At 47.5% G+C, this 14,236-nt stretch carries 13 protein-coding genes; 8 read left to right on the top strand and 5 right to left on the bottom strand.

What is annotated here, in order from left to right; translation table 11 throughout:
* Positions 1–28: 28 nt before the first annotated feature.
* From nrdB to nrdA, 3 genes are all read right to left on the bottom strand, one after another.
* The gene (nrdB, locus tag ACTHRE_RS08655; RefSeq protein WP_039863698.1) at positions 29–1,162 is read right to left on the bottom strand and encodes a class Ia ribonucleoside-diphosphate reductase subunit beta; all 1,134 of its coding nucleotides are present in this window, start codon (positions 1,160–1,162) and stop codon (positions 29–31) included.
* A 99-nt stretch (positions 1,163–1,261) separates the two neighbouring features.
* Positions 1,262–2,035, bottom strand: a complete 774-nt coding sequence (locus ACTHRE_RS08650) for a hypothetical protein (RefSeq protein WP_377072727.1) — start codon at positions 2,033–2,035, stop codon at positions 1,262–1,264.
* A 70-nt stretch (positions 2,036–2,105) separates the two neighbouring features.
* Positions 2,106–4,385, bottom strand: a complete 2,280-nt coding sequence (gene nrdA, locus ACTHRE_RS08645) for a class 1a ribonucleoside-diphosphate reductase subunit alpha (RefSeq protein WP_377072729.1) — start codon at positions 4,383–4,385, stop codon at positions 2,106–2,108.
* A 404-nt stretch (positions 4,386–4,789) separates the two neighbouring features.
* Here nrdA and ACTHRE_RS08640 point away from each other — a divergent pair, with 404 nt between their 5' ends.
* On the top strand, positions 4,790–5,122 hold the full coding sequence (locus ACTHRE_RS08640; protein WP_070583918.1) for a stress response protein: 333 nt from the start codon (positions 4,790–4,792) through the stop codon (positions 5,120–5,122).
* Between the two features lie 51 nt (positions 5,123–5,173).
* On the opposite strand, the gene ACTHRE_RS08635 is transcribed toward ACTHRE_RS08640, so the two are convergent.
* A complete protein-coding gene (locus tag ACTHRE_RS08635) occupies positions 5,174–5,908 on the bottom strand; it encodes an epoxyqueuosine reductase QueH (protein WP_440344999.1) in 735 nt (244 codons plus the stop codon).
* A 112-nt stretch (positions 5,909–6,020) separates the two neighbouring features.
* Positions 6,021–7,466: a patatin-like phospholipase family protein gene (locus tag ACTHRE_RS08630; protein WP_440345000.1), complete on the bottom strand. Its 1,446-nt coding sequence runs from the start codon at positions 7,464–7,466 to the stop codon at positions 6,021–6,023.
* 140 nt (positions 7,467–7,606) lie between these two features.
* Here ACTHRE_RS08630 and recO point away from each other — a divergent pair, with 140 nt between their 5' ends.
* The 7 genes from recO (at position 7,607) to prpC (ending at position 13,863) form a co-directional block, all read left to right on the top strand.
* On the top strand, positions 7,607–8,350 hold the full coding sequence (gene recO / locus ACTHRE_RS08625; protein ID WP_070824286.1) for a DNA repair protein RecO: 744 nt from the start codon (positions 7,607–7,609) through the stop codon (positions 8,348–8,350).
* A 68-nt stretch (positions 8,351–8,418) separates the two neighbouring features.
* On the top strand, positions 8,419–9,147 hold the full coding sequence (gene pdxJ, locus ACTHRE_RS08620; RefSeq protein ID WP_070583911.1) for a pyridoxine 5'-phosphate synthase: 729 nt from the start codon (positions 8,419–8,421) through the stop codon (positions 9,145–9,147).
* Positions 9,148–9,235: 88 nt separating this feature from the next.
* The gene (gene acpS, locus ACTHRE_RS08615) at positions 9,236–9,613 is read left to right on the top strand and encodes a holo-ACP synthase (protein ID WP_003686416.1); all 378 of its coding nucleotides are present in this window, start codon (positions 9,236–9,238) and stop codon (positions 9,611–9,613) included.
* Positions 9,614–9,755: 142 nt separating this feature from the next.
* Positions 9,756–10,559, top strand: a complete 804-nt coding sequence (locus tag ACTHRE_RS08610; RefSeq protein ID WP_377073258.1) for an NUDIX domain-containing protein — start codon at positions 9,756–9,758, stop codon at positions 10,557–10,559.
* Between the two features lies 1 nt (position 10,560).
* On the top strand, positions 10,561–10,983 hold the full coding sequence (locus ACTHRE_RS08605) for a hypothetical protein (protein WP_107867335.1): 423 nt from the start codon (positions 10,561–10,563) through the stop codon (positions 10,981–10,983).
* A 765-nt stretch (positions 10,984–11,748) separates the two neighbouring features.
* A complete protein-coding gene (gene prpB / locus ACTHRE_RS08600; protein WP_293206073.1) occupies positions 11,749–12,624 on the top strand; it encodes a methylisocitrate lyase in 876 nt (291 codons plus the stop codon).
* Positions 12,625–12,708: 84 nt separating this feature from the next.
* Positions 12,709–13,863 carry a bifunctional 2-methylcitrate synthase/citrate synthase gene (prpC, locus tag ACTHRE_RS08595; protein ID WP_293206042.1) on the top strand — a complete coding sequence of 385 codons (1,155 nt, stop codon included), beginning with the start codon at positions 12,709–12,711 and terminating at the stop codon, positions 13,861–13,863.
* Positions 13,864–14,236: the final 373 nt, after the last annotated feature.

The following is a 14,236-nucleotide window of genomic DNA, read 5'->3' as shown; positions in this document are numbered from 1 at the left end:
GGCCTTGATCATAAAACCGAATGTTCGATTACAGCTCGAAATCGCCCAAATCGTCGGCATTGACTTCCGAATCAATCTGACCAATCAGGTAAGAGGAAATTTCCACTTCTTGCGGCGCAACCTGTACATTGTCAGAAGACAGCCACGCGTTAATCCATGGAATCGGATTTTGGGTCGCACCTTCAAATCCGGCAGGAAGGCCAACCGCCTGCATACGAAGATTAGTAATATATTCAACGTATTGAGCCAGAATTTCTTTATTCAGACCAATCATGGAACCGTCTTTAAACAGATAGGCCGCCCATTCTTTTTCCTGCTCGGCTGCTTTTTTGAAGAGGTTGAAACACTCGTCCTGCAATTCATTCGCAATTTCCGCCATTTCAGGATCATCGGCACCGGCACGCATCAGGTTGAGCATATGCTGGGTGCTGGTCAGGTGCAGGGCTTCGTCGCGGGCAATCAGTTTGATGATTTTGGCGTTGCCCTCCATCAATTCGCGCTCGGCAAAGGCAAACGAGCAGGCGAATGAAACGTAAAAGCGGATGGCTTCCAATACATTGACGCACATCAGGCAGAGATAGAGTTTTTTCTTCAACTCACGCAAAGACACGGTCACGAGCTTACCGCCGATATTGTGCGAACCTTCGCCCAACAGATTGTAATACTGGGTGTATTCAATCAAATCATCGTAATAGCAGGCAATGTCTTCGGCGCGGGCGATGATGTATTTGTTTTGCACAATATCATCGAACACGACTGACGGATCATTCACGATATTGCGGATGATATGAGTGTAGCTGCGCGAATGGATGGTCTCGCTGAAGCTCCACGTTTCAATCCACGTTTCCAGCTCGGGAATTGACACCAAAGGCAAGAACGCAACATTAGGACTGCGGCCTTGGATCGAATCGAGCAGGGTTTGGTATTTCAGATTGCTGATGAAAATATGTTTTTCGTGTTCGGGCAGATTGGCGTAGTCGATACGGTCGCGCGACACGTCGATTTCTTCCGGCCGCCAGAAGAAAGATAATTGTTTTTCAATCAGTTTTTCAAATACTTCGTATTTCTGCTGGTCATAACGGGCGACATTTACCGGCTGACCAAAAAACATCGGCTCTTTCAGCGCATCGTTTTTGGTTTTGGAAAAAGTGCTGTATGACATGACTAGATGTTCGCAGGACATGGGGAACTCTTTTTAGATTAACTTAAAATGGTAATATTAATATTGTGAAATTTATCTCTTTTATCTAAAACATACTTATCAATTATTTAAATCTTTAATATTTTTAATTAATTCAAAACTCTTATTAGCTAACTCTAAAATCCCCGTAAAACAGGTAACTTTTTTTGCAATTTCTCCCATCTTAGAAAGGAGATTCTTACCAGTTTCTGTATTGCTCATGAATTCTTTATATTCATGGTTGAAATACATATGACCAACAGTATTTTCTAGGACTTCGATAATAGCTTCAGAACCAGTAATTGCATATTGATCAATGGATTCAATAAGACGCAAAAGATATTTTAGAATAGAAGACTTAACATTGTCTTCTATATTTTCAGAAATTAATATGTCCTGATATATGCTTTTTATAGAATTATTTATTTCAATTAGTTCACTTTCATCAATTTTTCTCAAAAATGAAAGTTGATTTTTTTCAAAATTAGCATCAATAATCTTAACAGAAGAATAAAGATATGAAGTCATATTTCCATCTAAATAACAAATGACATCATCCCATTGTCTATCTAACTCTACCGATTTTCCAAGAAAAAACAATATGTTTGCCATCCAATCCTGACAATGCTCGATATAGTCAGGTTCATTTACTTGGAAATAGTTATTAATCTCCTCAATTAAATTTATAACTTTGCTAATCGAAAATAGAATATTACGATCACTAGCTTCATCATTAGTTAGATTTAAAATCTCTATCCACGCGCCTCTTGAAGTACGAAGTGATGAAACTTCTTTAGCTTTTTTAATAATTTTCAATAATCTTTGTGCTGGATTATCATAATAAGCATTAGACATTTTCTTCCATCCTTTGTTTTATTTTCAGACGACCTTTTAAACTCTAAAGATCGTCTGAAATCTCCCATTATCAAATCTTACAAGCCCCACCAGCGCAGCCGTCATCCTGAATATCGGTCTGCGTATCGTCCGCACCGTCGCGGGTGTTGTGGTAGTACAGGGTTTTGACACCGTATTTGTAGGCGGTCAGCAGATCTTTCAGCATTTGTTTCATGGAAACTTTGCTGCCTTCGAATTTGCCCGGGTCGTAGGCGGTATTGGCAGAAATCGATTGATCGACGAATTTTTGCATTACGCCGACGAGTTTCAGGTAGCCTTCGTTGCCTGGAAGCTGCCACAGGGTTTCGTAGGCATCTTTCAGGGTTTCAAACTCCGGTACGACTTGTTTCAAAATACCGTCTTTTGATGCTTTAACGCTGACCAGACCGCGTGGAGGCTCGATGCCGTTGGTGGCGTTGGCAATTTGCGAGCTGGTTTCAGACGGCATGAGTGCGGTCAGGGTAGAGTTGCGCAGGCCGTATTTGACGATGTCGGCGCGCAGGCTTTCCCAGTCGTAGTGCAAAGGCTCGTTGCACACGGCGTCCAAGTCTTTTTTGTAGGTGTCGATAGGCAGTTTACCTTGCGAGTAAACGGTTTGGTTGAACAGCGGGCATGCGCCGTATTCTTTGGCAAGGTTTACCGATGCTTTGAGCAGGTAATACTGCATGGCTTCAAAGGTGCGGTGGGTCAGGCCGAGGGCGGAATCGTCACTGTAACGTACGCCATTTTTCGCCAGATAGTAGGCGTAGTTGATGACGCCGATGCCGAGTGTGCGGCGGTTCATGGTTGCTGTGCGAGCGGCTGCAACCGGATAGTCTTGATAATCCAACAGGGCATCAAGTGCGCGTACGGTCAAATCGGAAAGCTCTTCCAGTTCGTCCAAGTTGTTCAATGCACCCAAGTTGAAGGCGGACAAGGTACACAAGGCAATTTCGCCTTCTGCGTCGTTGATGTTGTCCAGCGGTTTGGTTGGCAGGGCGATTTCCATGCACAAGTTGGACTGATGAACAGGCGCAACGCGCGGATCAAACGGGCTGTGCGTGTTGCAGTGGTCAACGTTTTGGATGTAGATGCGACCGGTACCGGCGCGTTCCTGCATCAGGGTGGAGAACAATTCTGTTGCCGGCAAAGTACGTTTGCGGATGTTTGGATCTTGCTCGTATTGAGTGTAGAGGCGCTCGAATTCGTCTTGATCGGCGAAGAAGGCATCATACAAACCCGGAACTTCATTTGGCGAGAACAGGGTAATGTTGCCGCCTTTAATTAAACGGGTGTACAGCAGGCGGTTGATTTGCACGCCGTAGTCCAGTTGGCGGATACGGTTGTCTTCTACGCCGCGGTTGTTTTTCAATACCAACAGGCTTTCGGCTTCGATGTGCCACAATGGGTAGAACAAGGTTGCCGCGCCGCCGCGTACGCCGCCTTGTGAGCAGGATTTAACGGCCGCTTGGAACATTTTGAAGAATGGGATACAGCCGGTGTGTTGTGCTTCGCCGCCGCGGATTTCGCTGCCCAAACCGCGGATACGGCCGGCGTTGATGCCGATGCCTGCACGCTGGGAAACGTATTTCACAATCGCGCTGGTGGTGGCGTTGATGGAGTCGAGGCTGTCGTCGCATTCAATCAACACGCAGCTTGAGAATTGACGGGTAGGCGTACGCACGCCGCTCATGATAGGTGTAGGCAGCGATACTTTGAATGTGGAAACGGCGTCGTAAAAGCGTTTGACGTAATCCAAACGGGTCTCTTTCGGATATTTGCTGAAGAGACACATGGCCACCAAAATGTATAAAAACTGCGGCGTTTCATAAATTTGGCGGGTAACGCGGTTTTGAACCAGATATTTGCCTTCCAGCTGTTTTACGGCTGCATAAGAGAAGGTCATATCGCGGCTGTGGTCGATATAGGCATTCAGCTCGTCGAATTCTTCGCGGCTGTAATCTGCGATGATGTGGCGGTCGTATTTGCCTGCCTCGGTCAGTTTTTTAACGTGATCGTAGAGGTGAGGCGGTTCGAATTCGCCATAAGCGATTTTGCGCAGATGGAAAATGGCGAGGCGGGCAGCCAGATATTGATAATCGGGCGTATCTTGTGAGATCAAGTCGGCCGCGGCCTTGATGATGGTCTCATGGATATCGTCGGTACGGATACCATTGTAAAACTGAATATGTGATTTGAGCTCAACTTGCGATACGGAGACGTTTTGTAAGCCTTCTGCCGCCCAAGTAACAACGCGGTGGATTTTGTCTAAATCGATATTTTCCAAGCGTCCGTCGCGTTTGGTTACTTTAATATTCGTTGCTGCATTCATTGTTCAGTCTTCCCATTAAAAAACACAAGATACGGTATGTGATTGCTTTGAACGGCACAATATAATGTATTTTTCTTTGTTTAACTAGACTTGACAATGCGCTTTTTTCGGGGGCTGATTAAGGAGAGGGAGGGCTCAGACTAGGATTCATGTGGCTTTGTGGCGATTTGGCATTATTTTGCATTTGCATCACATTTGGTTAGACATTGGCTAGAGGCTTATGAAATAAAGAAATTTATATTCAGCTTCTGTCTTCATGGACGGTATGTTAAATTTTGCAAAGCAAGAAGGATAGTGCTGTAATTGCTTAAACTCATTTATCATGAAACATATTGAGAAGTTTGTCGAGGTATCAGGCGAGGCATATAATGGGATGACTATCCAACCTAAACTGGGAGCGAATCATGTTGACACTGAAAACTTTAGGTTCCGCACTGGCGGCGGTTGCCGTATTGAGCTTGGGTGCTTATTCTGCCGAAGCGGCGGCCAAACCGCATGGCCATCATGTGAGCAAACACCAGCAGGCGAAGAAAAACAAATTGCATCCTGCTTGTAAGAGATACCTTGAGCGCCGTGCTGCTTGGTATCGTTATAAAGGCAACAAGGCTGAGTTGAGGGAAAACCGTAAAGCGGCAAAAGCGTTCCGCGGTTTGCCTTATGCCGAGCAAAAAATTCAATGCCAAGCTGCTTATCAGGCATTTGATGATTTTGATCACGGCAAATTCCGCCGCCGTTAATCATCTGATTTGAACAAAGGCCGTCTGAATATTTCAGACGGCCTTTGATATTTATTTCTCAACAAGGATTTTGTTTTCGGCTTGAGGCTCGTATTGGGTGGATTCATCATCGTAATACAATACGCCCAGCTTGATGGGGATGCGGCCTTGCGATTTGCGGTGGGCATTGGAATCGCGCAGGGAGTAGGCGCAACCGCAATATTCTTGTTGGTAGAAATGCTCACGCTTGCTGATTTCAATCATGCGTGCGCTGCCGCCGCCTTTGCGCCAGTTGAAATCCCAATAAACCAAGTCATCGTACGGCTCGGCAGCGCGATGGCCGCAGCCGTTGATTTGTTTCATGTCTTTCCAGCGTGAAATGCCCAGTGAGCTGGTGAAGACATGGAAGCCGTTTTCATGGGCGTATTGCGCCGCTTTTTCAAAACGCATGTCGAAACACATGGTGCAACGGATACCACGTTCAGGTTCAAATTCCATGCCTTTGGCTTTGGCGAACCATTCTTTGCGGTCGTTTTCGTAGTCGTCGTCTTTATCGACAAAGGGGATGCCAAATTTGTCCGCAAAACGCATATTTTCTTCTTTGCGCAACATATATTCTTTGTGCGGATGGATATTGGGGTTATAAAAATAAATGGTGTAGTCGATGCCGCTGGCAAGCATGGCTTCCATCACTTCGCCGGAGCATGGGGCGCAGCAGGAATGCAGCAGGACTTTCTTATGGCCGCCCGGTGGAACGAGGATGGGGCGGTCAATATCGGTAACGATGGGAGTGTTTAATTCGGTCATGGTTGGATTCTATTTATTGTTAAGTGTTTCAGACGGCCTTGGGTATTGAGGCCGTCTGAAATATAAGATGAAGCATATATTTTAACAGAGCTACACTTTATGGAACAGTTTGCTACTGCTTTTCTTTTTCGTTCAATGGCTTGAACTCTTGCACATCCGGAGGCGGGGCTGCAAAGATGGTGTCTGGATTGGGGTGTGCCGCAAATTCTGCCAGCAGGTTGCGATAGTCCAGTGACTGTTTCATCAGTTCGGCGGCGGCGGTGCGCAGGTTGTCCACGTCTTCCGGCGGCAGATAGAAACTGGTCGGAATATTCAATACCTTGTCCCTCAGCTGGGATGGCGGAAGGTCTTTGAGATTCAGGCTGACGAAAGAGAAATAGATGTTTTCATTTTGCTTGTCTTTGTTCCATTGGTCGACAAAAGCTCTGAAGCGGCGCAAAGATTCTTGCGAATGTTGGTCGATCGGGATATTCACGATGGCGGAAACGACATCTCGGAAACCGGGTACGGCAGCGCTTTTATCCAAATTGCTGCTGACTTCGTTTTGGGCATTGACGTTGATGACGACAATATGGCGGATTTTGTTTTGTTTAATTTTATGCGTCAGGATTTTTTCCGGATACATCTCCGTCATGTCCAAAAGGCTGCGCATGCCCAGATTGTCGGTTAAACCGCCGTCGATAAGGTGGATGTAGGGACGGTTTTTACTGTCGCTGTATTTTTGGAAACGCTCGAAAAATTCTTTTCGGGTTTGCAGCTGTTTTTTACCTGCTTCGCTGTCTTCGCTGTCGGAGACAAGTTGAAACGGCGGCGTGTATTGGCAATGGCCGCCGTTGTTATTGAGCGTAATCGGTGCAAACACCATAGGTACGGAGCTTGACGCGGCAACGGCGCGGGCAAGTCGCAAGTCGCCCAAGTCGATACACATCGGGTCGAAATATTCTTGCGTGAAATTGAAACGCTCGCCTATGCACATATCGGTGGCGGAAATGATGGCAAACGGGCCTTTGGCATTTTTTTCCAAATCGCGGAAAGTGGTTTTGCCGAAAAGGTAGTTTTCAAACTGCTCCTGCAACAGATCGCCGCGTCCGTATTCAGGCGAGGCCAGTCGGGGCAGGTTGGACATGGAAAAGGCTTGTTTGACGACTTGGCGTTGGAAGTTTTGGTGTAGGAAACGTTTATAAAACAATGGAATGGTTTCTTCGCCCTTGAGTGCAAAATAAGCTGCCAAAACCGAGCCGCCGGATACGCCGACCACCACATCGACATTCGACATCAAAGATTGTTTTTTGCCGCCAATGGTAATCTGTTGCTTATGAAGTTGCTCCAACACACCATAACCCAAAGCCGCCGCGCGTGTACCGCCACCGGAGAACATCAACACAATAAGCGTATCGTCTTCGTCGTTGCGCTGAAGCCGGCTGGTTTCAAAGCGGTAGCCGCGTTTCAGGTCGACCGTATCAATACCGGCGACAGGCTGATATTTCACCAGCGAGCAGGCGGATAATAGGGCTGCGGAGAGCAGGGAAATGGCGGATTTAAAAGGAAATTTTGGCATAAACACAGGAAAGTCGGTTGTTCATTCAAAATGGATTATAAAGGTTTTCAGACGGCCTTTATAGAAGGCAGATTTGCAGACGGCCTTTTTGCATCGATTTTCCGTTATAATCGACATACTCTTTATCTTTCCAAACCCTTATGGCGCAACCAAACCGCATCAACCACGAACCTATCTTTCTGCTTGCTTCTGCCCCGTGGCGCGAGAGCAGCTTGTGGGTGGAAGCTTTCAGCCGCCGTTATGGACGGGTGGCTTTGTTGGCAAGAAGCGCGCGTAAACGGCAAAGCGAGTTGCGTGGCGTGTTGGTGCCGTTTGTGCCGGTGAGCGCGTCTTGGTATGGCTCGCAAGAGTTGAAGACCCTGCATCGCGCTGAATGGATAGGCGGTTGGCCGCAGCCGCAGGGCCGGGCTTTGTTCAGCGGATTGTATGTGAATGAGTTGATGCTGAAGTTGACCGTCCGCGAAGACCCGTTGCCCGAGCTTTACGATGTTTTGGCGGAAACCATGAAAACCATCTGTTGCGAGGCCAACCACATAGCCGCTTTGCGCCGTTTTGAATGGTCGCTGTTGACACGTTTGGGTTTTGCCCCCGATTTGTTTCATGACGGCAACGGCAATGAAATCAATGGCGAAGAAACATATTGGCTCACGCCTGAAGAAGCTGTGGTTCCCCTGGCCGAGGCCGACCGTTTCCATGCGCTTAATAAGGGCGTTGCCGTATTGGGCGCGACTTTAATCGATTTGAGGGAAGGCAGTTTCGTTCATCAGGAAAGCCTCGGTCAGGCTTTGAAAGTAACGCGGCTTTTGATTGACAACCTTCTACCCGAGGGCATCAAGTCTCGGCAGGTTTTACAGCAGTTGCAGCAGTTTGGCTTGGGCAGTTGAATTTTTTCAGACGGCCTTTGATAGGTAATGACTCAGGCCATCTGAAACCTTAATGAAAGGACATTATTATGTTGTTAGGCGTAAACATCGACCATATTGCCACCGTCCGCAATGCGCGCGGTACGATTTATCCCAGCCCTGTCGAAGCGGCGCTGATTGCAGAAACCCACGGCGCTGATTTGATTACCATGCACTTGCGTGAAGACCGCCGCCATATTAAAGATGCGGACGTGTTTGCCGTTAAAAACGCCATCCGCACGCGCCTGAATTTGGAAATGGCGCTGACGGAAGAAATGCTGGAAAACGCGCTCAACGTCATGCCGGAAGATGTGTGCATCGTTCCTGAAAAACGTCAAGAAGTGACCACCGAAGGCGGTTTGGACGTATTGGCGCAACAGGATAAAGTGGCCGAGTTCACCAAAATCCTGACTGACGCAGGCATCCGCGTGTCCTTATTTATCGATGCCGACAACGCGCAAATCCAAGCCGCTTATGATGTCGGCGCGCCCGTTATCGAGTTGCACACCGGTGCATATGCCGATGTGCACAGCCACGCCGAACAAATGAAACAATTCGAGCGCATTCAAAACGGCGCGCATTACGCCAGCGATTTGGGTTTGGTCGTTAACGCCGGACACGGCCTGACCATTCACAACGTTACGCCGATTGCCCAAATTCTCGCCATCCGTGAGTTGAACATCGGCCATTCGCTGATTTCCCAAGCACTCTTCCTCGGCCTGCCTGAAGCTGTCCGCCAAATGAAGGAAGTCATGTTCAGAGCCAGAATGCTGCCTTAACGGCATCAGCCATACAGGCTAAAGCGGTTTGCTTTGGCCTGTATTCACACTTTCAGACGGCCTGACTATTTAAACAAGGAGCAGACCCATGATTTATGGAATCGGTACAGACATTGTTTCCCTCAAACGCATTATCCGCCTGAACAAAAAATTCGGACTGGCATTTGCGCAACGCATTCTCAGCCCGGAAGAGCTGTTGGAATTTCCGCAGGCAGGCAAACCGGTCAACTATCTTGCCAAACGCTTTGCTGCCAAAGAGGCTTTTGCCAAAGCCGTCGGTACGGGCATACGCGGCGTGGTGTCTTTCCGCAATATCGGTGTCGGACATGACGCATTGGGCAAACCTGAATTGTTTTTTGCGCCGGCTTTGACCAAATGGCTGGAAGAGCAGGGTATCCGAAGTTGCCATCTCAGTATGAGCGATGAAGAAGATACCGTCATGGCTTTTGTCATTGCGGAAAAATAAGGCCGGATTTAGGTATTCTGAAATAGAGCATCCTAAAGGGTTAGGTATTTGTTGAAGGTCGGGCGTATAGGCCCGACATCGTTTTTTTTACGCATAAATCGGCAGGTGTCGCCGCCTGCCGTATATTAAGAATAATCTCATGATGACTGAAGACACACGTCCATTGGTGCAAGTGGTTGCCGGAATTATGCTCGACCAAAACGGCCGCTACTTGCTCAGTTCGCGCCCAGAGGGCAAGCCGTATGCTGGCTATTGGGAATTTGCCGGCGGCAAGGTTGAGGCAGGCGAAAGCGATTTTCAAGCTTTGCAACGCGAGTTTGAAGAAGAACTAGGCATCCATATCCTTGCCGCTACGCCGTGGCTGACCAAAATCCATTCCTACGAACACGCACATGTACGCCTGCATTTTTTATGGGTGGAAGCCGACCAATGGACGGGCGAAATCCAATCGAGGGAAGGGCAGAAATGGGCATGGCAAAAGGCAGGGGATTTTACCGTTGCGCCGATGTTGCCTGCCAATAGCGCGTTATTACGTTCCCTATCCATTCCGCGCCAGCTTCAAGGCCGTCTGAAAAGCGGATTCAGCGGTCAAAACAGCATGGGCGAATATCATGTTGTGCCGTATCTGTCGGCTCAGCATCAAACCGCATCTGCCGTATTGTTGAATTTTGCCGATTGGCAACAAGGCAAACCGATAGAAGCGCCTAGCGTGTGGCCAATCATTGAAAATGCCGAACAATGGCAGCAGGTGCAAAATGCCGATGCTGTCGTTTGGAAAGTAGCGAATGAAGCGGTAGCCAAGCAAGTTATCGATATTTTGGCTCAAGGCGTGGCTATGCCGCTGATTGCGGCTGCTCCGGAAAGTATGGTTTCCATTTATCGCGAACAGTGGCAGAGCATGGGTATGCATGCTGTTTTGATCGATAATGACATTGAGGCCGTCTGAAATGAGTAAAAATCAAAAACTACTGATTGCCGCTGTTTTACTGATTGTGTTTGCGGCGGCCAAACTGCTGCTCTTGGATTGGTGGCAGAAGCAACAGTCAAAAGCTAATGTAGTCGAATGTAGTCTAACACAAGGCTGCGTCCTGCCTGACGGTTCAAAAGTGCGAGCGACCTCCATCAATACACACGAACCTTTCGATATTGTGGTTGAGAATGTGCCGAAGAATACGGGCGCGGTCAGTATCAGTTTCAGTATGAAAAACATGGACATGGGCTTCAATCGCTACAACCTGACGCAACAATCGCCACAAAGTTGGCAGGCTGCGCAAATCCGCTTGCCGTTTTGCATCGAAGGCCGCCATGATTACACTGCCGACATTACCATTGGCAAACAGACTTTTCAGACGGCATTTAGTGCAGAGTAGTCATCATGCAAAGGCCGTCTGAAAATTTAAAGGCAAAAATTTTAATTTTTTCAGACAGCATGTTTAAAAGTTCCTTATAAATGAATCAATTATAATTTATTTTTAGATGGATTGTTTACAATCATTCTGACTATCAGTCAAAAGTACAAAACGGACAGAAACTAGGCCACACAAGGGTTTGATGTGGTATAGCCTGTCCGTTTTTTACATTTGTTGCAAAAAAATCGTTTATTAATAACTGAATTTTTTATAATTTTTTTGAAAAAAGTGTTTGACAAGACTGGTTTTATTTTTTAAATTTGTTTCCATAAATAAAAACTACATCGCACTACAAAGGAACATCATCATGAATCTGTATCAAACCACTCTCTCTTGTTATAGATTTTCTCCCATCTCTGCCGCTCCCGTCGCCGCCAGCTTATTGGCAGTCCCGACGGTCTGAAGGCTCTCAACCCGAATCCAGTTTCCGCATTCCTACAAACGCTTCGGGTTTTAAAATATCTGTATCTCCAATCGAATTCATATTTTGATTAATAAAAATTAAAAAACGTACACCTCCGCTTCAGCCTTATTGTATTTATTGTTTTTGATAACTATTTGTATTTATTGATTTTAAATTTTCAGATGGTTGATGATTGAAATTTTACAGGCCGTCTGAAAACAGTTTTTAGAACGATTGTTTCTTTTTAAACGATTCGTTTCAAGTTGTGAAAAAACTGAGCCGTCCGATTAATACTGAAAAAAAGTCTATAAAGGAGAAATATGATGAGTCAACACTCTGCCGGAGCACGTTTCCGCCAAGCCGTGAAAGAATCGAATCCTCTTGCCGTCGTCGGTTGCGTCAATGCTTACTTTGCACGATTGGCCACCCAAAGCGGTTTCAAGGCGATTTATCTGTCCGGCGGCGGCGTGGCAGCCTGCTCTTGCGGTATCCCTGATTTGGGCATTACCACAATGGAAGACGTACTGATCGACGCGCGACGCATTACGGACAACGTGGATACGCCTCTGCTGGTGGACATCGATGTGGGTTGGGGCGGTGCATTCAATATTGCCCGTACCATTCGCAACTTTGAACGCGCTGGTGTTGCAGCGGTTCACATCGAAGATCAGGTAGCGCAAAAACGCTGCGGCCACCGTCCGAACAAAGCCATTGTATCTAAAGATGAAATGGTCGACCGTATCAAAGCTGCCGTCGATGCTCGCGTTGATGAGAACTTTGTGATTATGGCGCGTACCGATGCGCTGGCGGTAGAAGGTTTGGATGCCGCTATCGAACGCGCTCAGGCTTGTGTCGAAGCCGGTGCAGACATGATTTTCCCTGAAGCTATGACCGATTTGAACATGTACCGCCAATTTGCAGATGCAGTGAAAGTACCTGTATTGGCCAACATTACCGAGTTTGGTTCCACTCCGCTTTATACCCAAAGCGAGCTGGCTGAAAACGGCGTGTCGCTGGTGCTGTATCCGCTGTCATCGTTCCGCGCCGCGAGCAAGGCTGCTTTGAATGTTTATGAAGCGATTATGCGCGATGGCACTCAGGCGGCGGTGGTAGATACCATGCAAACCCGTGCCGAGCTGTACGAGCATCTGAACTATCATGCCTTCGAGCAAAAACTGGATAAATTGTTTCAAAAATAAGTAACCGCTTTCAGACGGCCTTTCAACAAATCCGCATCGGCCGTCTGAAAAATAAAACCCATAAAAATACAAAGGAGAAATACCATGACTGAAACTACTCAAACCCCGACTTTCAAACCTAAAAAATCCGTTGCGCTTTCTGGCGTTGCAGCCGGTAATACCGAATTGTGTACCGTTGGCCGTACCGGTAACGATTTGAGCTATCGCGGTTACGACATTCTGGATTTGGCACAAAAATGCGAGTTTGAAGAAGTCGCCCACCTGCTGATTCACGGCCATCTGCCCAACAAATTCGAGCTGGCCGCTTATAAAACCAAGCTCAAATCCATGCGCGGCCTGCCTATCCGTGTGATTAAAGTGTTGGAAAGCCTGCCTGCACATACTCATCCAATGGATGTGATGCGTACCGGCGTATCCATGCTGGGCTGTGTTCACCCCGAACGTGAAAGCCATCCGGAAAGTGAAGCGCGCGACATTGCCGACAAACTGATCGCCAGCCTCGGCAGCATCCTGCTGTACTGGTATCAATATTCGCACAACGGCAAACGCATTGAAGTTGAAAGCGACGAAGAGACCATCGGCGGTCATTTCCTGCACCTGTTGCACGGCAAACGCCCAAGCGAATCACACATCAAAGCCATGCACGTTTCACTGATTCTGTATGCCGAACACGAGTTCAACGCTTCTACCTTTACCGCCCGCGTGATTGCCGGTACAGGCTCTGATATGTACTCCAGCATTACCGGTGCAATCGGCGCGTTGAAAGGTCCGAAACACGGCGGCGCGAACGAAGTGGCTTACGATATTCAAAAACGCTACCGCAATGCCGACGAAGCCGAAGCAGACATCCGCGAACGCATCGGCCGCAAAGAAATCGTGATCGGTTTCGGTCATCCGGTGTACACCATTTCCGACCCTCGCAACGTTGTCATTAAAGAAGTGGCACGCGGTTTGAGCAAAGAAACCGGCGATATGCGCCTCTTTGACATTGCCGAACGCTTGGAAAGCGTGATGTGGGAAGAGAAAAAAATGTTCCCGAATCTGGACTGGTTCTCTGCCGTTTCCTACCAAAAATTGGGCGTACCGACTGCTATGTTCACACCGCTGTTCGTAATTTCCCGTACAACCGGTTGGAGCGCACACGTTCTCGAGCAACGCGAAGACGGCAAAATCATCCGTCCGAGCGCAAACTACACAGGCCCTGAAGATTTGGCATTTGTGGAGATTGAAAACCGCTAATACGCGTAACAGCGGGTGGGCCACCAGCCCGCCCCATCTCGAAATGCCGTTTGAAAACAATGAATAATTAAGTTTCCGTTTTTCGACGGCCTAGTGCAGTATGCGAGAGAGAGAGCCGGCCGTTTGGAAAACATGCTGCTCTGCTGTCGTCATTCCCATACAGGCAGAAATTCAAAAGTTGAAATGTTCTGCTGTAAAGAGTGCTGAAAGATTTAAGTTTAGTTTGGATTTCCGTCTATACGGGAATGATGGTAGCGGAGCAGCAATTTTTTTTCATACCGCGAATAGATTTCAGACAACAAGCAATAAAACAGAATTTATGGTTTCAGACGGCCTGAAGGTCCGAATCAACAGGCCGTCTGAAACCCCAAAA

This window comes from Neisseria sp. P0001.S007, assembly GCF_051963655.1.
Lineage (GTDB): Bacteria > Pseudomonadota > Gammaproteobacteria > Burkholderiales > Neisseriaceae > Neisseria > Neisseria subflava_A.
The sequence above is the reverse complement of the archived record's forward strand: the minus strand, read 5'-3'. Positions and strand labels throughout refer to the sequence as shown.

Bases quoted from the DNA above. Each gene is read 5' to 3' on its own strand.
- nrdA (WP_377072729.1), bottom strand. From the start codon at position 4,385: ATGAATGCAGCAACGAATATTAAAGTAACCAAACGCGACGGACGCTTG.
- ACTHRE_RS08640 (WP_070583918.1), top strand. From the start codon at position 4,790: ATGTTGACACTGAAAACTTTAGGTTCCGCACTGGCGGCGGTTGCCGTA.
- prpB (WP_293206073.1), top strand. From the start codon at position 11,749: ATGAGTCAACACTCTGCCGGAGCACGTTTCCGCCAAGCCGTGAAAGAA.
- prpC (WP_293206042.1), top strand. From the start codon at position 12,709: ATGACTGAAACTACTCAAACCCCGACTTTCAAACCTAAAAAATCCGTT.
- ACTHRE_RS08605 (WP_107867335.1), top strand. From the start codon at position 10,561: ATGAGTAAAAATCAAAAACTACTGATTGCCGCTGTTTTACTGATTGTG.
- acpS (WP_003686416.1), top strand. From the start codon at position 9,236: ATGATTTATGGAATCGGTACAGACATTGTTTCCCTCAAACGCATTATC.
- pdxJ (WP_070583911.1), top strand. From the start codon at position 8,419: ATGTTGTTAGGCGTAAACATCGACCATATTGCCACCGTCCGCAATGCG.
- ACTHRE_RS08630 (WP_440345000.1), bottom strand. From the start codon at position 7,466: ATGCCAAAATTTCCTTTTAAATCCGCCATTTCCCTGCTCTCCGCAGCC.
- recO (WP_070824286.1), top strand. From the start codon at position 7,607: ATGGCGCAACCAAACCGCATCAACCACGAACCTATCTTTCTGCTTGCT.
- nrdB (WP_039863698.1), bottom strand. From the start codon at position 1,162: ATGTCATACAGCACTTTTTCCAAAACCAAAAACGATGCGCTGAAAGAG.
- ACTHRE_RS08635 (WP_440344999.1), bottom strand. From the start codon at position 5,908: ATGACCGAATTAAACACTCCCATCGTTACCGATATTGACCGCCCCATC.
- ACTHRE_RS08610 (WP_377073258.1), top strand. From the start codon at position 9,756: ATGACTGAAGACACACGTCCATTGGTGCAAGTGGTTGCCGGAATTATG.
- ACTHRE_RS08650 (WP_377072727.1), bottom strand. From the start codon at position 2,035: ATGTCTAATGCTTATTATGATAATCCAGCACAAAGATTATTGAAAATT.